The sequence below is a fragment of the Bacillus sp. IBL03825 genome (assembly GCF_024712505.1).
GTDB classification, from domain to species: Bacteria; Bacillota; Bacilli; order Bacillales; family Bacillaceae_G; genus Bacillus_A; species Bacillus_A wiedmannii.
This window is the reverse complement of sequence record NZ_JAMXKE010000001.1, coordinates 1,323,807-1,342,426: the sequence shown is the minus strand read 5'-3', so window position 1 is coordinate 1,342,426 and position 18,620 is coordinate 1,323,807. Positions and strand designations below refer to the sequence as shown.

22 protein-coding genes and 1 pseudogene are annotated in these 18,620 nt (G+C 34.9%); 7 read left to right on the top strand and 16 right to left on the bottom strand.

Annotated elements, in window-relative coordinates; genetic code table 11:
- Nucleotides 1–6 precede the first annotated feature (6 nt).
- The 4 genes from dltA to dltD all read left to right on the top strand — a co-directional run bounded on the left by dltA (nucleotide 7) and on the right by dltD (nucleotide 4,164).
- Nucleotides 7–1,521, top strand: coding sequence for a D-alanine--poly(phosphoribitol) ligase subunit DltA (dltA, locus tag NHG49_RS07010; RefSeq protein ID WP_000770525.1), 1,515 nt, complete (start codon nucleotides 7–9; stop codon nucleotides 1,519–1,521).
- The gene (dltB, locus tag NHG49_RS07005) at nucleotides 1,518–2,684 is read left to right on the top strand and encodes a D-alanyl-lipoteichoic acid biosynthesis protein DltB (protein ID WP_064476706.1); all 1,167 of its coding nucleotides are present in this window, start codon (nucleotides 1,518–1,520) and stop codon (nucleotides 2,682–2,684) included. The genes dltA and dltB overlap by 4 nt, the downstream gene beginning before the upstream one ends.
- A 68-nt stretch (nucleotides 2,685–2,752) precedes the next feature.
- Nucleotides 2,753–2,992, top strand: coding sequence for a D-alanine--poly(phosphoribitol) ligase subunit DltC (dltC, locus tag NHG49_RS07000; RefSeq protein WP_000807310.1), 240 nt, complete (start codon nucleotides 2,753–2,755; stop codon nucleotides 2,990–2,992).
- Nucleotides 2,989–4,164, top strand: a complete 1,176-nt coding sequence (gene dltD / locus NHG49_RS06995) for a D-alanyl-lipoteichoic acid biosynthesis protein DltD (protein WP_064476707.1) — start codon at nucleotides 2,989–2,991, stop codon at nucleotides 4,162–4,164. The genes dltC and dltD overlap by 4 nt, the downstream gene beginning before the upstream one ends.
- A 17-nt stretch (nucleotides 4,165–4,181) precedes the next feature.
- Here the strand turns inward: dltD and NHG49_RS06990 are convergent, their stop codons facing one another.
- A complete protein-coding gene (locus NHG49_RS06990) occupies nucleotides 4,182–5,276 on the bottom strand; it encodes an NAD(P)H-dependent flavin oxidoreductase (protein WP_064476708.1) in 1,095 nt (364 codons plus the stop codon).
- A gap of 115 nt (nucleotides 5,277–5,391) precedes the next feature.
- On the opposite strand from NHG49_RS06990, the gene NHG49_RS06985 reads away from it, so the two are divergent.
- Nucleotides 5,392–6,312 carry a S66 peptidase family protein gene (locus NHG49_RS06985; RefSeq protein ID WP_064476709.1) on the top strand — a complete coding sequence of 307 codons (921 nt, stop codon included), beginning with the start codon at nucleotides 5,392–5,394 and terminating at the stop codon, nucleotides 6,310–6,312.
- Nucleotides 6,313–6,339: 27 nt separating this feature from the next.
- Here NHG49_RS06985 and NHG49_RS06980 read toward each other — a convergent pair whose 3' ends face one another.
- The 3 genes from NHG49_RS06980 to NHG49_RS06970 form a co-directional block, all read right to left on the bottom strand.
- Nucleotides 6,340–6,738, bottom strand: a complete 399-nt coding sequence (locus tag NHG49_RS06980) for an SseB family protein (RefSeq protein WP_000435201.1) — start codon at nucleotides 6,736–6,738, stop codon at nucleotides 6,340–6,342.
- Nucleotides 6,739–6,823: 85 nt separating this feature from the next.
- A complete protein-coding gene (locus tag NHG49_RS06975) occupies nucleotides 6,824–7,378 on the bottom strand; it encodes a cysteine hydrolase family protein (RefSeq protein WP_064476710.1) in 555 nt (184 codons plus the stop codon).
- A 10-nt stretch (nucleotides 7,379–7,388) separates the two neighbouring features.
- Nucleotides 7,389–7,802 carry a carboxymuconolactone decarboxylase family protein gene (locus NHG49_RS06970; protein ID WP_098653912.1) on the bottom strand — a complete coding sequence of 138 codons (414 nt, stop codon included), beginning with the start codon at nucleotides 7,800–7,802 and terminating at the stop codon, nucleotides 7,389–7,391.
- A gap of 123 nt (nucleotides 7,803–7,925) precedes the next feature.
- On the opposite strand from NHG49_RS06970, the gene NHG49_RS06965 reads away from it, so the two are divergent.
- On the top strand, nucleotides 7,926–8,378 hold the full coding sequence (locus NHG49_RS06965; RefSeq protein WP_001175491.1) for an Lrp/AsnC family transcriptional regulator: 453 nt from the start codon (nucleotides 7,926–7,928) through the stop codon (nucleotides 8,376–8,378).
- A gap of 100 nt (nucleotides 8,379–8,478) precedes the next feature.
- Nucleotides 8,479–8,661 carry a DUF3913 family protein gene (locus tag NHG49_RS06960; RefSeq protein WP_000707104.1) on the top strand — a complete coding sequence of 61 codons (183 nt, stop codon included), beginning with the start codon at nucleotides 8,479–8,481 and terminating at the stop codon, nucleotides 8,659–8,661.
- A 29-nt stretch (nucleotides 8,662–8,690) separates the two neighbouring features.
- Here the strand turns inward: NHG49_RS06960 and NHG49_RS06955 are convergent, their stop codons facing one another.
- The 12 genes and pseudogenes from NHG49_RS06955 to NHG49_RS06900 all read right to left on the bottom strand — a co-directional run bounded on the left by NHG49_RS06955 (nucleotide 8,691) and on the right by NHG49_RS06900 (nucleotide 18,558).
- Nucleotides 8,691–9,704: a CPBP family intramembrane glutamic endopeptidase gene (locus NHG49_RS06955; protein WP_000558815.1), complete on the bottom strand. Its 1,014-nt coding sequence runs from the start codon at nucleotides 9,702–9,704 to the stop codon at nucleotides 8,691–8,693.
- Between the two features lie 194 nt (nucleotides 9,705–9,898).
- Nucleotides 9,899–10,675 carry an ABC transporter permease gene (locus tag NHG49_RS06950; RefSeq protein ID WP_064476712.1) on the bottom strand — a complete coding sequence of 259 codons (777 nt, stop codon included), beginning with the start codon at nucleotides 10,673–10,675 and terminating at the stop codon, nucleotides 9,899–9,901.
- A complete protein-coding gene (locus NHG49_RS06945) occupies nucleotides 10,675–11,577 on the bottom strand; it encodes an ABC transporter ATP-binding protein (protein WP_000528799.1) in 903 nt (300 codons plus the stop codon). Before NHG49_RS06945 ends, NHG49_RS06950 begins: the two co-directional genes overlap by 1 nt.
- Nucleotides 11,578–11,591: 14 nt before the next feature.
- Nucleotides 11,592–12,386, bottom strand: coding sequence for an ABC transporter permease (locus tag NHG49_RS06940; RefSeq protein WP_149173332.1), 795 nt, complete (start codon nucleotides 12,384–12,386; stop codon nucleotides 11,592–11,594).
- Nucleotides 12,383–13,081, bottom strand: coding sequence for an ABC transporter ATP-binding protein (locus NHG49_RS06935; protein WP_064476714.1), 699 nt, complete (start codon nucleotides 13,079–13,081; stop codon nucleotides 12,383–12,385). The genes NHG49_RS06940 and NHG49_RS06935 overlap by 4 nt, the downstream gene beginning before the upstream one ends.
- Nucleotides 13,078–13,458 (bottom strand): GntR family transcriptional regulator, encoded by a 381-nt coding sequence (locus NHG49_RS06930; protein ID WP_000687513.1) that lies wholly within the window; start codon nucleotides 13,456–13,458, stop codon nucleotides 13,078–13,080. Before NHG49_RS06930 ends, NHG49_RS06935 begins: the two co-directional genes overlap by 4 nt.
- A 216-nt stretch (nucleotides 13,459–13,674) precedes the next feature.
- A complete protein-coding gene (gene nrdF / locus NHG49_RS06925) occupies nucleotides 13,675–14,643 on the bottom strand; it encodes a class 1b ribonucleoside-diphosphate reductase subunit beta (protein WP_048561423.1) in 969 nt (322 codons plus the stop codon).
- 93 nt (nucleotides 14,644–14,736) lie between these two features.
- Nucleotides 14,737–15,687 (bottom strand): ribonucleotide reductase large subunit, encoded by a 951-nt coding sequence (locus NHG49_RS06920; RefSeq protein WP_308665587.1) that lies wholly within the window; start codon nucleotides 15,685–15,687, stop codon nucleotides 14,737–14,739.
- Nucleotides 15,688–16,069: 382 nt separating this feature from the next.
- Nucleotides 16,070–17,197 (bottom strand): annotated as a pseudogene (locus NHG49_RS06915) (ribonucleotide reductase N-terminal alpha domain-containing protein); the annotation flags it as partial.
- The gene (gene nrdI / locus NHG49_RS06910) at nucleotides 17,184–17,543 is read right to left on the bottom strand and encodes a class Ib ribonucleoside-diphosphate reductase assembly flavoprotein NrdI (protein WP_000634376.1); all 360 of its coding nucleotides are present in this window, start codon (nucleotides 17,541–17,543) and stop codon (nucleotides 17,184–17,186) included. The gene nrdI and the pseudogene NHG49_RS06915, both read right to left, overlap by 14 nt.
- Nucleotides 17,544–18,019: 476 nt before the next feature.
- Entirely contained in the window at nucleotides 18,020–18,337 is a 318-nt protein-coding gene (locus NHG49_RS06905; protein WP_064476715.1) for a hypothetical protein, read from the bottom strand.
- Between the two features lie 26 nt (nucleotides 18,338–18,363).
- Nucleotides 18,364–18,558: a hypothetical protein gene (locus NHG49_RS06900; protein ID WP_000344283.1), complete on the bottom strand. Its 195-nt coding sequence runs from the start codon at nucleotides 18,556–18,558 to the stop codon at nucleotides 18,364–18,366.
- Between the last annotated feature and the right edge of the window lie 62 nt (nucleotides 18,559–18,620).

Genomic DNA, 18,620 nt, shown 5'->3' with positions numbered 1-18,620 from the left:
AACGTTATGAAGTTATTAGAACAAATTGAAAAGTGGGCTATTGAAACGCCTGATCAAACTGCTTTTGTTTGGCGAGATGCGAAAATTACGTACAAACAATTAAAGGAAGATTCTGATGCGTTAGCACATTGGATTTCTTCTGAGTATCCAGATGATCGTTCACCAATTATGGTGTATGGCCATATGCAACCTGAAATGATTATTAACTTTTTAGGATGTGTAAAAGCTGGGCATGCTTATATTCCTGTAGATTTATCTATCCCAGCTGATCGTGTACAACGTATCGCTGAAAATTCTGGTGCGAAACTACTTTTATCAGGAACTGAAGTAACTGTAACTGATTTACCAGTTCGCATTGTAAGTGAAGACAACTTAAAAGATATTTTCTTTACTCATAAAGGGAACACTCCAAATCCTGAACATGCGGTAAAAGGTGATGAGAACTTCTACATTATTTACACATCAGGAAGCACAGGTAATCCGAAAGGGGTTCAGATTACTTATAACTGCCTTGTAAGCTTTACAAAATGGGCTGTAGAAGATTTCAACTTACAAACAGGACAAGTATTCTTAAACCAAGCACCTTTCTCATTCGATTTATCTGTCATGGATATTTACCCATCCTTAGTAACAGGTGGTACACTTTGGGCAATCGATAAAGATATGATTGCACGTCCAAAAGACTTGTTTGCTTCTTTAGAGCAATCGGATATACAAGTATGGACTTCAACACCATCTTTCGCAGAGATGTGTTTAATGGAAGCATCTTTCTCTGAGAGTATGCTACCGAACATGAAAACATTCTTATTCTGCGGTGAAGTGTTACCAAATGAAGTAGCTAGAAAATTAATTGAGCGTTTCCCGAAAGCGACAATTATGAATACGTACGGTCCAACAGAAGCTACTGTCGCTGTAACAGGTATTCACGTTACAGAAGAAGTGCTTGATCAATACAAATCACTTCCAGTTGGCTACTGTAAATCAGACTGCCGCCTTCTTATTATGAAAGAAGATGGCACCATTGCACCTGATGGTGAAAAAGGTGAAATCGTAATTGTCGGTCCAAGCGTAAGCGTTGGATATTTAGGAAGCCCTGAATTAACAGAAAAAGCATTTACTATGATTGACGGTGAGCGTGCCTATAAAACAGGCGATGCTGGCTATGTTGAAAATGGTCTTCTATTCTATAATGGTCGTCTTGATTTCCAAATTAAGCTGCATGGTTATCGAATGGAATTAGAAGAAATTGAGCATCACCTACGTGCGTGTTCTTACGTAGAAGGAGCAGTTATCGTTCCAATTAAAAAAGGTGAGAAATACGATTATTTATTAGCGGTTGTTGTTCCTGGCGAACATTCATTTGAAAAAGAATTCAAATTAACATCTGCAATTAAAAAAGAACTCAATGAGCGATTACCAAACTACATGATTCCACGTAAATTCATGTATCAATCTTCTATTCCAATGACACCAAATGGAAAGGTAGATCGCAAAAAATTATTGAGTGAGGTTACAGCATGACCGCATATGGATCATTTTATTTTTTCGCTATAGTGGGCATTTTATTAATACCTACTATCATAGCTGGATTAAAAGGTAAAATGTTGCGTAAATATAATGCCGTTTTAACATTAGTCATGATTGCTATTATCTTCTCGGATAAACCGAAGCAAGCGATTATGTTAGCCGCATTTATTATTTGGCAATATGCCCTAATTAAAGGCTATTTAATTTTAAGAAAACAAAAGAATAGTACATTCATGTTTTGTATAGCTGTTATTTTATCGATTTTGCCACTTATTTTGGCAAAAATCGCACCATTTGTACCTGAATTACATTTTATTGTTTTCGCAGGTATGTCTTACGTAACATTTAGAGCTGTACAAATGGTCTTTGAAGTTCGTGATAATTTAATTAAAGAACTTTCCTTCTTTAATTTCTGGGAGTTTGTTTTATTCTTCCCTGCGATTTCAAGCGGACCTATCGATCGTTACCGTAGATTCCAAAAAGATATCCAAAAGCCACCTAGCGCTGAAGAATATCAAAAGTTACTATATACAGGGCTTAACCGTATTTTTCAAGGTTTTCTGTATAAATTTATAATCGCGCACTTGATAACAACATATCTTGTAAAGGCAGTATTCGCCAATCAAGATACACTTTTATCTAATACGATTTTTATGTACGCTACTAGCATGCAATTATTCTTTGACTTTGCAGGTTATAGTGCGTTCGTAATTGGTATCAGTTACATGATGGGAATTAAAACTCCTGAAAACTTTAATAAGCCATTCCTTAGTCGTAACATTAAAGACTTCTGGAACCGCTGGCACATGAGTTTATCATTCTGGTTCCGTGATTTTATTTACATGCGTTTCGTCTTTTTTGCAACGAAGAAAAAGTTAATTAAAAACCGCTACACAATTTCGTATATCGGTGCATTTTTAAACTTCTTCATCATGGGAATTTGGCACATCCAAGGAAGCGCTGTTGCGCAGTATGTTATTTATGGTCTATATCATGCCGCACTGTTTATTTTATTCGATATTTTCGAACGAAAAAACAAGAAGCATAAGTTTTGGCCAAACAATAAATTTACACATGTCCTTGCGATTGTAATTACGTTCCACGTTGTATGTTTCGGTTTCCTAATTTTCTCTGGACACCTTAACAGATACTTTTAATGCACCCTTCTTATACTAGTAAGAAGTTGCACATATAATATATTTCGGATATAAAGGAGATTTTAAAAATGGCAGAATTCAAAGAGCAAGTATTAGATATTTTAGAAGAAGTATGTGAAAACGATATTGTGAAAGAAAACTTAGATGTTCAATTATTTGAAGAAGGTATTCTTGATTCTTTCGCTGTAGTATCTTTATTAGTTGAATTCCAAGAGCGTTTAGATATTGAAGTTTCTATTTCTGATTTTGACCGTGACGAGTGGGCTACACCAAACATGGTTATTAAGAAGTTGGAAGAAATCCGATGAACAAAGCAAAATTCGGTCCGATGCTTTTAGCATTGGCCCTTTTTGCTGTATTCTTACTTATTCCAACGCGCTTCCTACTTCCACTTTTAAGTGATGAAAAAGTAGAACAAGCTGCCACTTCTTTAAAAGAAGAAAAGATTCAAAGTATGATTTTACAGCAAAAGATGTTAGCAGACCCGAAATACCTTCCGATGTACGGTTCATCGGAATTCGCACGTATGGATGCTTTCCATCCATCAAATTATTTCAAAGTAAAGCCTGAAGGGTTCACACCATTCCTGCTTGGACGCGGGGGAACACAAGACCTTGTACATGTGTTAAACTTTGCATCTACTATGGATCAATTGAAAGATAAGAAAATGGTATTCGTTCTTTCTCCGCAATGGTTTGTACCACAAGGTATTGATGAAACACACTTTGCACCTAACTTCTCAAAACAACAAGGCTATCACTTGCTTTTCAATGATGACTTAAAGCCTGAAATGAAAAAGCAAATCGCAAAACGTTTATTAAACTTTGAGATTGTTAAGAAAGAAACTTTACTAAAAATTTCGCTTGAAGGTATCGTTTATGATGATACAAAGCATAAAGTAAAAGCACTTGCTGCTAAACCTTTCGCTTATATTTATCGTAACATTTTAGATCGTAAAGATTTATTTACAGCAATGTTTAATATTAAACCGCATAAAGAAAAACTTGACCCTTCATTAAAACAAATGAATTGGGACGAGGCTCGTAAACATGCAGATCAAACGGGTGCAGTAGAATCAGGATCTAACGAATATGGTATCGAAGATGATTACTTCAATAGCAAAATTAAGAAGAAATTAAAGCAACGTGAAGGCTACTTAAAAAATGATGCTTATGATCAATCGCCAGAATATGAAGATTTAAAAATTGTACTTGATTTATTAAAACAATCTGGTGCAAAACCACTCTTCATTTCTGTTCCTGTAAAAGGTCCTTGGTACGATTACGCTGGATTCCCGAAAGAACGTCGCGAATTGTACTATAAGAAAGTTCATGAGCAAATTGAGAAAGCTGGCTATCCAATTGCCGACTTCTCGAATCATGAGTATGATAAATACTTCTTAAAAGATCATATGCATTTAGGTTGGAAAGGCTGGGTTTATATCGATGAGGCCATCCAACAATTTTATAAAGCAAACTAATGAAAAGACCACTTGAATTATTCAAGTGGTCTTTTTCTATATATATTTTGTAATTGTTCGATTACGTTCTCTGCTTCTTTCATAACTCGCTCCACTACATGCTGAGCTGATTCTATTCGTGCTAATGATGACGCTTGCCCTGCCCAAAGCGACATGTATTCTCCTTTATTTTGTTTTGCTGCTTCTTGGCGTATTTTAGAGGTTAATACATTTTGCACTGGATACATCGGAAGCCCTTCTTCTTTCCCTTCATGTCTCTCTATAAATTCATTACGAATACCCCGCGCATATTTCCCGGAAAACGCACGGGTCACAGTTGTACTCGTATCTGTACTATGTAACACTGCTTCTTTATACACATCATGCGTAATACTTTCTTCACTCGTTAAAAAGGCTGATCCCATTTGAACAGCTTCTGCCCCCAGTGTAAATGCTGCAACAAGCCCTTGTCCGTTCATTACACCACCTGCTGCAACAATCGGGATATGCGGGACTGCTGCTACTAACTGTGGAATTAATGCAAACGTACCAATCATAGCGTCCTGTTCTTTCCCAATAAACGTTCCTCTATGCCCTCCTGCCTCACTACCTTGACCGACAATAATGTCTACTCCTAATTCAGCAAGCACCCTCGCCTCTGTCACATGAGTAGCTGTTCCGATAACTTTTATTCCTCTTCTTTTTAAGTCACCTATTTCTTCTTTTTCTAACGTTTGAAATGCAAAGCTAACGACTGGTACGTTTTCTTCTATTAACACTTGTAATTGTTCTTTATAGCTTTTGGGGAGCTTTATCGCCTCTTCTTCCCCTATACCGAATTCTCTATTCATCCCGCTAAGTAATACCTTTGCCAAGTTTACTTTCTCTTCTTCTATCTGTATCTCTTTCGTTAACAGTAAATTAACACCGAAAGGCTTATCAGTTCGTTCCCTTATTTTATAAATTGCTTCACGAATTTGCTCAGGGCTCATATAGCCTGCTCCAAGCGTTCCTAGTCCTCTGCTATTACTTACAGCTGCAACAAGCTCAGGCGTCGTAATCGCACCTGCCATACCTGCTTGAATGATGGGATACTTAATTTGTAATAGATCTATTACGCGACTTGTAAACATCATTTCTCCTCCTATTCCCCTTATATCTTCTTTATTTGACAAACTTTCCCCTTCTTTTACAAGGGTTGAACTTCATAGGAAGCGAATATATTGAAAGGGAAGGAGGCTGAAAACAATGATATATCCAAATGCGTTACAACAAGGTGATACAGTAATGATTATTGCACCGTCCGGCCCACCAACAATTGAAAATGTATTAAAAGGGGTAACCCTATTACAAGAAATGGATTTATCTGTAGTAATCGGGAAGAGTGTTTATGAGAAATATGGATATTTAGCTGGAAGTGATCAAGTTCGGCTCGATGATATACATGGAGCATTTACAAATAATGAAGTAAAGGCCATTTTCTGTGCACGAGGTGGTTATGGAAGTGCCCGTCTCCTCCCTCACATTCAATATGAAATCATTCAGCAGAATCCAAAAATCTTTTGGGGATATAGCGATATTACAGCTTTACATACTGCCTTTTCACGTTATGCAAAGCTTGTTACTTTTCATGGTCCAATGGTTGAAGAATTAGGTAAAGGTGTAGATTCTCTTTCTTTATCTTCTTTCAATCAACTATTCCATCCGTATTCAAACATCTTATCTGCTTCAGAATGTATCGTACCTACCTCTCCATGTACAGTTACAGGCACATTGGCGGGAGGGAATTTAACTGTATTAACGAGTATAATTGGCTCACCCTATGAGATAAATACGGCTAATAAACTTTTGTTGCTTGAAGACATTGGGGAAGAACCGTATCGCATTGACCGCATGTTAAATCAGCTACTTTTATCTGGCAAGTTTAATGAATGTAGCGGTGTTATTTTTACAAGTTGTCACGACTGCACTCCTTCTAAACCATCTCAATCATTGCAAACAATACTATATGAATATTTCGCACCATATCATATACCTGTCCTATTCGGTTTACCGATTGGACATATAAACCCAAACATCGGGATTCCTCTTGGAGCTACAGCGACAATAAATACAAATAATAAAACACTCTCTATTTCTTCTGGCGTAGCCAATCCGTATTCAAATTAAAAAGGAAAAGCGATTCCGCTTTTCCTTTTATTTATAATAATTAAAAATTCGTCCAGATGCGATATCTGCAACTTCTTCTGGAATAAATGTTTTACTTATATCAGTGCCAACATTTAATACTGCTGTAGCATCTTTCTCAATGCTACCAAATAATTCTTTTCCACGTATCGTAATAAGGGGCGTTCCTTCTGGCAACACGTCTTTTACAAATTCCATTTGTGTAAAGAACGGAACGATCCATCTACCCTCTCCTTGGAAATGACGCAAGCGAAGTATTCCTTCTGTTGCCCCGTCCTCTGCTTCTAGTGAACCAGCAACATAAAACTCAGTAGATAAGAGCAATTCATAAAATTCCTTTTGCTTCTGTTTATCGTCCCCTGCTACAACAAGTACTTCTTCTATTCTCTTTACCGGAATTTGCTCCATATGATGCCACCCCTATTTCAAAATGATTGTACTTAGATTATACGAAATATTCTTATTTTTTTCTACATAATTCGCAATTATTTTCTTAAAATAATTTTAATACTTCTTTTTTCGTTACAATCGTAGCAAATTCATCATGTAAGTTTACAAGTGTCATATTGTGAATGTCCTCTGCACTATACTCTGCCCCGTCCAGACCTTTACGATTGAATGTAGCCGTCGCATCGCTCACTAAATACGTTGTAAATCCTAAATTACCTGCCATTCGTGTTGTAGTCTCCACACAATGATTTGTCGTTAATCCTACAATCACTACCGTATTACATTTTTGCTCTCTTAATTGTTCTTCTAAATTTGTCCCAATGAACGCGCTATTAACGGATTTCCGAATAATTATTTCATCTGGCAGTGGTTTCACTTCTTCTTTAAAGTTTACTGTTTCTGCTTGTTGATAAAACATCGACTGAACATCTTCTTTATTTACATGTTGAATATGAAAAACTGGTCGCTTCCTTCTTCTCCATTCTTCTAATAAATTTTTCATATTTTCTTCAGCAAAAAGATTATTTCTCTCACCCCAGTATGGTAATTGAAACGCCTTTTGTACATCAATTATGATAAGTGCTATTTGATTAGTCATCATTTTCTCCTTAATTTGGTTGTAGTTGAAATACAAAACCAAGTTGCTGCGACGCAGTAATAAAACAAATATAAGCGCAAAGTTCTACAATTTCTTTTTCCGTCCAATATTGTTTTAATACATGAAACATATTATCATCTATCGCCTTTCGATCATGAACAAATGTATGCGCAAAAGTAACGGCTACACTAATCTCCTCTGCCTTTTGCACATCATCAGGTCTTCCCTTTGCCATGCAGTACGGACATTCATTCCCATACGCTAATGTTCTTCTCACTTGCTCCTTCAACTCTGCTGAAAGTGTTCCTTTATTGTACAGTGTATCCTCTAACGTACTCCACGAATGTAATATATCCAGATTATGGCCTAATAAATTTTGAAACTTTGTATCTCCTACATTTGATAATGAAATTCTCTCCATCATTTTCCCTCCTATTTCCTTCTGTTTTATTGTAAAATAAATGAAGTTCACTTTACATTTCATATGAATCTTAATTCATATTTTTTCTTTACAAAAATCATTATTTTACTGGAGGTATATTTACAAATGCAACTAGACCGTGTCGATCGAAAGATTTTAAATGAATTATATAATGATAGTCGCCTTTCCATGCGTGAATTGGCGAAACGAGTAAACTTATCTGCTCCGTCTACTGCAGAACGTGTTCGCAAACTTGAAAGTGAAGGCGTGATTCAAAAGTACACAATCGATATCGATTATAAAAAAGCAGGACTTGTTTTAGATTGTATTTTAGAAATCACTTTAAAAAACGGTGATACAACACGTATGCAACAGTTTATTCAGTCTTATCCATCTGCAAGTTTTTGTTACCGAGTAACAGGAAGCTTATGCTACATTGTAAAAATTTCTGTTCCTTCACTCGTTGAACTTGAAGATTTTATCAATGATGTTTCTTCATATGCAACGACAGTTTCTCATATCGTATTATCAGAAGTATCTCTTACTCCTGATATTGAACATATCTTCCCAGAAGCTTAATTTATTTTTATTCATAAAATACAAAAAAACCCCTTACAATAAGAATAAAAATAATATATTATGTATTAAAATACATAAAGTTCGAGAAAGGGGCTTTACATTGAAAATCTGGTTTTATGAAAAAACGGCACAATTAGACGACTTGCTTGGCATTTGGGATAATGTTCCCACTATCCCTCGAATTGGTGAAAAAGTGGAGATTTTAAAAACAGTCCGTATCGTTACAGATATTAAATATGTAAAGAACGGTAATAATTTTCGTGTAGAAATTATTACAAATTAAAAAGTAGCTCTTTAGGAGCTACTTTTTAATTATCTATCCTGTGCTTTCTTTATAACAATTTTATCTTCTTCTACAGATACTGTTACATAATCATTTTCTTCTAATCGAAGCTTATTTACAGCCTCATCTGGTAGCTCTACAGCCATCAGTCTATCTGTTACAATTACTTGACTATACACTTCATTTTCTTGTGATGCACTCACTACTTTTTCCTCATTTATAAAGCGTACTGGTGGCACACCTACTTCTTTTACTGTACGCCATTGCTTCCAAACGTAAGGAATTAACCAAAGTAACCCAACAACTGTAAGACCGATACCGATCCATAAATTACTTTGTGTTTGTAATTCAGTAATTGAGATTGCGCTACTCTCTTCTCCACCGACAAATTGCATACTTGTTGCAATTAAATTATTTAGAGCGTGCACAGCGATATTCGTCCATATATTTTTCGTCTTTATGTATAAAAGACACATTACAACACCAAACATGAACGCACCAATAACATCAAAATGTCCTAGACCAAAAATAAGTGAAGATACGATTACAGCTTTTTTAATGCCCCATTTATAAGCCATGCGCTGTAAAAAGAAGCCTCTAAAAATAACCTCTTCCATAATAGGTGCTAATACACATGCTGAAATGAAAGTAAATATCGTCATATATACGTTACTCGTGTTAATAATATTTCCGTCTTCTAACATAGTAACTAAGAAATTCGGTAACGTATGTGCTAATATGTAAAATTGAATATGAGATATACCAACTGAAAAAATCATTCCCATTATCGTTGCTAATACAATTAATCCCCACGGTAAACGTCCTGGCTTATCAAAAAAACTGTTAAATACAACATTATTTTTATTTGTTTTTACGTATAACCAAAATAACGGAAATACAAAAAATAATGTTATTTGTGAAATAACTTCCATCGTATTCTCAGAAACATTTGATAGACCTAATGGAATCATCGTAAGGAACACCCCTATAATCATCCATCCAAAAAAGCTACGTAGTCTTATACGTGAAAATGCATAGTGCATATAGAACACCCCCAAAGATAGTAAAATAAATGGTGTGATAACTAAATTATAATATGAATATAGTTGAAATTCTTCCTGTTTGTCTCAAACACTTTTGAACAACATATATAGTAATCATTCTTTTCTTTCAATTGAAATCTACGAGAAAGTTATGTAATAAAAATCCCCGTTTTTACAAGCGGGGATTTCTTCTATTATAATACGTCACGTTTTTGGAATAATGCACTTGATGCTACAAGTAATACAACAAAGTATGCAGCTACAAGTAATAATGAAGTTGTAAATGTAAACTCTGTAAATGTTGGTTCCGTTCCACCACTTACTAGTTTATTACTATCGTACACACTTAAATTTAAATGGAAAAACACTACAAATTTAGCTACACCTTTTGCAAACATCATCAGTACCATATTAATTGGTCCTTGTAAGAAGAAGAGGAACATCGTAATAATTAATGGTAATACAGACTTTCTAAACACGTTTGCTAAGAAAAATGCAAGTGTCGCAAAGAAGAACGGTGAAAGTACTTGATATAAAGTAGATTTCATTACGATTCCTACCGTTAATTCTGTTTTACTACCATCCATTACAATTCCGCCAACAATCATTGCAATTAACGTGCTAGCAAATATGATAAATACTATAGTAAGTAACACTGTAATATATTTAGAGAATAAAACTGTAATTCGTTTTCTTGGACGGATTAATAACTGCTTAATTGTACCTTTTTGGAACTCATCAGTAATCATACGAGAAGCAATCGTAATCCCAAAAATTGTTGCAAACAAAGTAATTAAACCAATCTCTGAACTTGCAAAATCTAAATATGATCCTTTAAATTCACTTCCGTCTCCCCATTTCAGCATCGCTAAAACTCCCAAAATCTCCAATACTGCAATGACACCAATTAAAATATACATACCTTTTTTCGCATGTAACTTTAAAAATTCATTTTGAATTAATTTAAACATTACGCTTTCACTCCCCCTGTAATCGCTAAGAACTCATCCTCTAACGTTTTATTTTGAACAGTAACTCCGTATACAAGAACATCGTCATTCACAAGTTTTTTTACAAGTTGTGGGATTTCTTCTTTCATTACAGATACTGCAATTACATTTCCTTGCGTCTTACCTTTAATGATTTCATTTGCTTTCTGTACTTGATCTACTTCAAACGCTACAACTACTGTCTCATCATGTTTCGCTTGTTCGTGTAAGTTGTACTCTTGCACAAACTCACCTTGCTTAATAATAACGACGCGATCACACATGAGTTCAATTTCACTTAATAAGTGACTTGATACGATTACAGCAATATTCTCTTCTTTCGCTAAACGTTGTAAATAATCACGAATTTGGCGAATACCAGCTGGATCTAATCCATTTGTCGGCTCATCTAAAATTAAGATTTTCGGCTGATGAAGTAATGCCTGTGCAATTCCTAAACGTTGTTTCATACCAAGTGAATATGTTTTCACCTTTTTATGAATCGCGTGCTCTAATTCAACAAGCTTTACAATCTCAGCAATGCGCTCTTTACTAATTGGTGTAATTGCCATGTTCGCAAAATGCTTTAAGTTTTGCATTCCAGTCATATAATCATATAGTTCAGGATTTTCTACGATCGCCCCAATTTGCTCTAGCGCCTTTTCACGCTCCGTGCGAATACTATGACCGCAAATTGTAATATCGCCCTCTGTCATTGATATAAGACCTGTCATCATACGAATTGTCGTCGTTTTACCACTACCGTTCGGTCCAAGAAACCCGTACACTTCCCCTTCACGAACTTCAAATGATAAACCACGGATAATTTCCGTTCCACCAATCTTTTTTCGAACATTCTCTAACTTTACTACTACATTTCCCAATGCTGATTCCTCCTTTAGACTTCTAGTTTTTTATCAATTATGCGACCTGTTATATAAACAAGTAAAACAAATATACCGATTGAAAAAGCAATACTATATAAATTCATAAGACTTTCTGGATATAGTATAAGATTTATATCCACTGATTCATCTATATAAACTAACTTCCTAATAAAAGTAGATGTAGGTGCAAGTCGGCCTAGCATTTCATATATCATATTGATTGCTTTCGTTACTAATAAAAATAAGAAGAAAATAATTACATACTCCATTTTTTTCTTTTTCAAAGAAAATACTTTAACACCAGCTACTGTGAAAAGTAAAACCAACAATATACTTGATAAATTAAATACATATAACACACTACTAAATACTTGTTTTACTATATCTAGCTCAATTGTACTTTCCGTAAATAACATTCCATAGAGTTCTGTACCTTTTATTACTTTCATCGAAATACTATAGACAAATATAGTACCTATCACTTCAAAACACATTAAACTAATTGCCGCATATGACAATATTGCCAAAACAATTTTTTTACCAGATATCGGTGTTAATCGAAATAATGTACTTTCGGTCATTTTGCCAAATGCAGACATCGCCTGCAGCAATACAAGTACCGCAAAAATTATATAAACTAAGAATACTAAGGCAATCGTAATCATTTGCCTTACTTCTCCTGATTCTTGTTTAATATAATTTCCCATACTTACAAAAGCGACAGCTACAATAAATATGAATGACAATAACAAAATGAAAATTTGTTTTTTATTCGCATTGTACATATATATTAAACTGGCCTTCATCTACTAAACACCTCCTTAAACACATCTGTGACAGCTTTTCCTCGCTGAAAGCGTAACTCCTCTACATTTTCATGTAGTACACTCTCACCATCTTTTAAAAAGATTACTTCGTCAAAAATATTTTCCACTTCTCCAATTAAATGTGTTGCAATTAAAATGGTACAATCTTCACGATAAAACTGTAAAATAAGTTCTAATACGTGTTCTCTAGAAACAAGATCAATTCCGCCCAGCGGTTCATCTAGTACGTATAACTTTGCTTTCCTCGAAAATGTTAAAATAATTTGTAGCTTTTCAACCATACCTTTTGATAAAGCTGTAATTCTTTCTTCTAACGGTATTTTAAATTCCGCAATTGTATCTACTGCTTTTTGAATGTCGAAGTCTTTATAAAAATCTCGATAGAAGAATAAAGAATCTTTTACCGTCATCCAATCATCAAATACTGGTTTATCCGACATAAAAGAAACAATTTCTTTCGTTTCTAATCCTACCTTTTTACCAGCGATTGTAATACTGCCTTCGGAAGGATGCTGCAGACCGGCAATCATTTTCAATAACGTCGTTTTCCCACTCCCGTTATCTCCAACGAGTCCTATAATTTTCCCTTCCGTAATCTCTATGTTTAATTCACGGATCACTGCTTTTAATCCGTATCTCTTCCATAAGTTTTCTATTTTTAATAACTCTGTCATTCGCTCTCCTCCCTCTTCTCATGTAATGAAGAACGAAGGATTGTAAGAATTTCTTCTTCTGAAAAACCTAAATTGTCCATTCCATCTATAAAAGAATGAAGTAATTCTTTCGCCATCTCTTTTCGCAGCTCCATAATTTTCTCCCCTTCATTCGTTACATATCGTCCCATTCCTCTACGCGTTACAACAACCCCATCCCGTTCTAGCTCTTGAAATGTACGCTGAATCGTATTTGGATTTACTTGTAATTCACTCGCTAATTCACGTACAGAGGGAATTTTATCACCAGGCAATAAATGTCCTGTTACGATTTCTTTTTTTATGTATTCCATTACCTGAATGTAAATTGGTGTATTTGGAGAAAACTCTATTTTCATTTCTTCCCTCCTTTTGTATCGGTGTACTAGTTAAATAATACACTAATACAAATAATTTGTAAATACCCATTTAATTACAAAAAAGTTCTATCCCTTTGCTGGATAGAACTTTTTAAACAGAACTCGTTATACGAAAATAATAGTGTTATGTAAACAAATTCATAAAGAAAAGCTGTCTTATCAATGAATAGGACAGCTTTTCTTTATAATCGTATATTAAAAATTAAACACGAAGTCATCGTCAGATAACTTTTCAACGTTCGTTGCTTTTACGTAACCATTCCCTTTTACAGAGAAGAAATCATGGTTTTTCGTATCTGTACGTAAACCATTTAAAACGATTGGGTTAATTTCTTCTTCTTCAAACTTCGGCTCAAGTCCTAAGTTCATAAGTCCTTTATTCGCATTGTAACGAACGAAACGATTTACATCCTCTACAAGACCGATAGAAGTGTAAATTTCTTCTGTGTATGCCATTTCAATTTCATATAATTCCATTAATAACTCTTGTGTTTCTTTTTGCACTTCTTGTTGATCTTCTGCAGAAAGTTCTACGAAGAGTTGTTGTGCTAAAATACCGACGAATACGCCGTGAATTGACTCATCACGAATTATTAGGTTAATAATCTCACCACTTGCCGTCAATTTACCTTGACCTGCTAAGTAAAGTGGGTAGAAGAATCCACTATAGAATAAGTAACTTTCTAAGAATACACTTGCTACCATTGCCATGTATAACTCTTTTTTCGTTACTTCAGGCTTTAATAAACGACGATAGTAACTAGTAACAATACCAGCTTTTTTCTCAAGTAATGGATGATTGTCTACCCATTCAAAAATATCATCAATTTCTTCTTCAGTAGCTAACGTTGTGAAAATATGACTGTAACTCTTCGCATGTACTTCTTCCATAGCTCCCATGAAAGCTAATACACTTTTTGCTTGTAAATTTTCAAGATGAACAAGTACAAGAGGCATCCCTTCGCCACCTTGTTTCGTATCTAAAAGTGTTAAACCACCTAATACACGCTTATAAGCAACCTGCTCTTCTTTTGATAATTGTGCCCAAGTATTTTTGTCAGAAGATACCGCGATTTCTTCTTCTGTCCAAAACTGAGCGATGTTTTGCTTCCAAAACATTAAACTAAAATCATCTTCTTTTTTGTTCCAGTTTACCGCACGCATTCAATCGCCCCTTCTCTAAATAAACATGAAAAATTGATAACTAAGCATGAGCAGGGTTCAGAAAACCCTGCTCATGCTGTCTCAATTTTTATATTAAACGGTACAAGCTACGCACTCTTCCACGCTTAACTTACGTGTTCTCGTATAATAAAGACTCTTTAAACCTTTTTTATGTGCATAGATGTAGTAACGTGCTAATTCACGTGTTGAAATATCACTATTAACGTAAAGAATTGTACTAATTCCTTGGTCAATATGTTCTTGGATTTCTGCGATTAAATCAATTAATTTAAACTGATTCATATCGTAAGAAGATTTATAGTACCAGAACGTATCTTTTGATAAATACGGCATTGGATAATATGTTGTCGCATTCGCATATGTTCTTGATTCGATTTGACTTACGATCGGCATTACGCTTGAAGTTGCATTTTGAACGTAACTGATAGATTGTGTTGGAGCGATAGCAAGACGGTATGAATTATATAATCCATTCTTCTTCACTTGCTCTTTTAAACTTGTCCAATCTTCTTTTGTTGGAATATGAATTCCTTCAAATAGTTGCTGAACTTTTTCAGTTACTGGGCTGTAATCTGTCGTTTCGTATTTTTCAAAGTATGTGCCATTCGCATAATCAGACTTATCGAAGTCTTTAAATGTTTCGCCTTTTTCTTTAGCGATTTCCATACTTTTCTCAATAGAGTAGTAATTTAACATCATAAAGAATGTACGAGCAAACTCTTTCGCTTCTGCACTTTCATATGCGATTTTGTTTTTTGATAAATATCCGTGTAAGTTCATTGCGCCAAGTCCAACTGAATGAAGCTCATCATTTGCTTTTTTCACAGTTGGTGCATTCGGAATAATCGTCATATCAGAAACAGCTGTTAAAGCTTCCATTCCCGCATGAACGGCTTCACGAATTTCTTTATTTTTCATTACATTTACGATATTTAACGATCCTAAGTTACAGTTAATATCACGACGGATAATATCCTCTGTACCGTAATCATTTATTTCAGAAGTTTCTTGAAGCTGGAAGATTTCTGTCTCGAATGTTCAACCGAGTCCGCTACTCCTCAGTCCGTTGCTCATGCAACTGCTGTATGTCACCATACAGGACAGACTATATCATCACCTACAGCATTACCTGATTAGGTGCTCCGCTTTTCGAACGCCAATCGCTTGCGCTCTACTCCCATAAGGGATAGTCGTTAGGCTTTTACTTATCTTAATCTTTCAGAAAGTCTCTTATTACTTTATGTTGTCCCATAACTCTGCTATACAAAATAATAAGATACATTCTGAACTTTTATATTTTCATTCTAAGATAAGATTTAGCACGGTAGGTTACCTCAAATTTGAGGCTTTCCCCGTTTAACGGAGTTTTCGACTAGCATTTCTACTAGAAGGTGCTACATATTTAACACAAGTTCGACATCTTCACAGTTCCAATATCCTTCAGTGGATGTTGGTTATTTGCATTTGATTTAAACATTAAGTATGGGTAACCAGACTCAAGCTGAATCATAGCAATTTTAATAAGCATATCACGTGCACTAATATCTAGCGGCTTCTTCTTCACTTTCGGATTGCTCATTAATTCATCGTACATTTCATCAATGTCTATATCATCTAAATGCTTTCCGTATTCTTTATACACCGTATAAGGCGCGAAAACATGGAAAGGTTCGTTTTTCTCAGCAAGCTCAAAGAACTTACTTGGAACGATAATTCCGATTGATAGAGACTGAATACGGCTCTTCTCATCGGCATTTATTTTTTTTGTATCAAGGAATTCAATAATATCCCAATGGAAAATGTTTAAGTATACTGCGCCTGCACCTTTTCGTTGCCCAAGTTGATTCGCATATGAAAACGAATCTTCAAGTAATTTCATAACAGGTACTACACCACTTGCAGCGTTATCAATACCTTTAATTTGCTCACCGCGTGCACGTAGCTTAGACAAGTTTAAAGCTACTCCACCGCCGATTTTTGATAATTGCATTGCAGTATTAATGTTAAAGCCGATTGAATTTAAGCTATCGTCCATCTCTAACAAGAAACAAGACACCATTTCTCCTCTTCTGCTTCGGCCCGCATTTAAAAAGGTTGGTGTCGCTGGTTGGTAGTTTTGTTTTACAATCATGCTTGCGAAGTGTTTTGCCTTCGCAACATCACCGCGTCCTAAGTATAATGAAACAATTGCTACACGATCTTCATAGCTTTCTAAGTATTGTTTTTGATCATTTGTTTTTAACGCATAATCTTTGTAGAACTTAGATGCTGCCATATAAGATTGGAACTCGAAGTTTTCACCATAAGCGATGTTATATACCTCTTCTACTTCCTCCAAGCTATACTCGTCCAGAACGTTGTAATAGTAATCATGTTCTTTCATATACTCCATTCGCTCTGCCACGCTATTAAAATGAACGGTATTCTCTCTAGCTTCTTCCATAAAGACTTCTAATGCCTCTTTATCTTTATGAAGCTGATAAAAACCGTCCTGCATTTGCGTGATTTCATTATTCAGTTCAATGTGTCGCAATCTCCCGCACCCTTTCCTTAAAATATTCTACATCGTTATTTGTTCCTGATAACTCAAATTTTGATACAATAGGCACTTCATATTTAGCAGAAATTTTGTCAGCACTTGCACCGAACATGTCTCCCCAGTTACGATTGCCGCTTGCAGATACGCCTTTTAATTTTTCATTATTGCGCTCTAAAAATTCTAAAACACGTTCTGGTACATTGCCAAAACCTGTTGTATACGTAATTAAAACAAAGTCTTCATCTATTACTAGATCTTCACCAATTTGAACGGCCGGCATATTTAATTTGTGAATGAAACGCTTCACGTTTCCTGTCATAGAATCATATGCAACTATCATTTCCGACCCTCCCTCTCCAATCTATACTCTCTGTATGTTGTTTCTTGATTTCTCTATATATTGTATTACGTTTCAAAATAAGACACAAGATATATGTATAAATTCTTTCTTTTTTTAAATTTTACTTTTCGACAAGACAGTCGATTTTTTTCAATACAATGACTATGAAACAACATTCTAAAACTCATGTCAATAAAGTGCTTTTCAAAAAAGTTGTCAACGAATTTAACCTTATTTTAAAAAAAGTTACCAATATATTTTGTCATAAAACGGCAAATGCTGGAGGAATATATTTCTCCAGCATCACGAAAAAAAGAACAGACATGAAACGATAATCTGTTCTAAAAAACGATTACATTTATCAATTTTACTTTATTAAATATTATACATATACTTTCGGTTCGCGTTACATACTAAAAGATAACTATTATAGAAAAAGATTATTATTATGGAAATTCAATTTATTTATGAAAAGATTATTCAGAGTGCTCAATACGCAAAATATCTTTTACAAATATATGATGTGGATTTTCATCTTTATCAATGATTGTACATACAGGAGCTTCTTCATCAAAGTACACAATCATTCCTTCTACGTACTGAAATGTATGTTGAACTTGTACAGTTACTTTAATTTCTACAGCCTCTTCATATGCTCTTTTTATTTTCTGAAGCATTTTTGCCGAACACTTTCGTTTCTCTGGGTACATGACCATCCCCATAAACCTATTGCCGGCTCTATCTTTCCACATATAATCCCAATGCGGTAATATGCCTTGTTTAAAATCGCCCATAATTCTCCTCCCCTATATTCTTCTAGTTACGAACGTGGCGTTTCTGAATATGTATAAATTACTTGTCCGCCGCGCTGCGCGTTTCCAATAATATGTTTAAAATCTTCACGCCCTACTACAACTTTCCTAAACGTATAAAATACATCTTTCGTTGCAACATACTCCTTTATTTCACCATTTTTCAGCTGATCCAAAATTGTATTTGCTAATTGTTCATCCATGTATTTCACCTCTATGCAATATTTTATTTTATCGTATATTCTATAGGTCAACAACTGTAAAA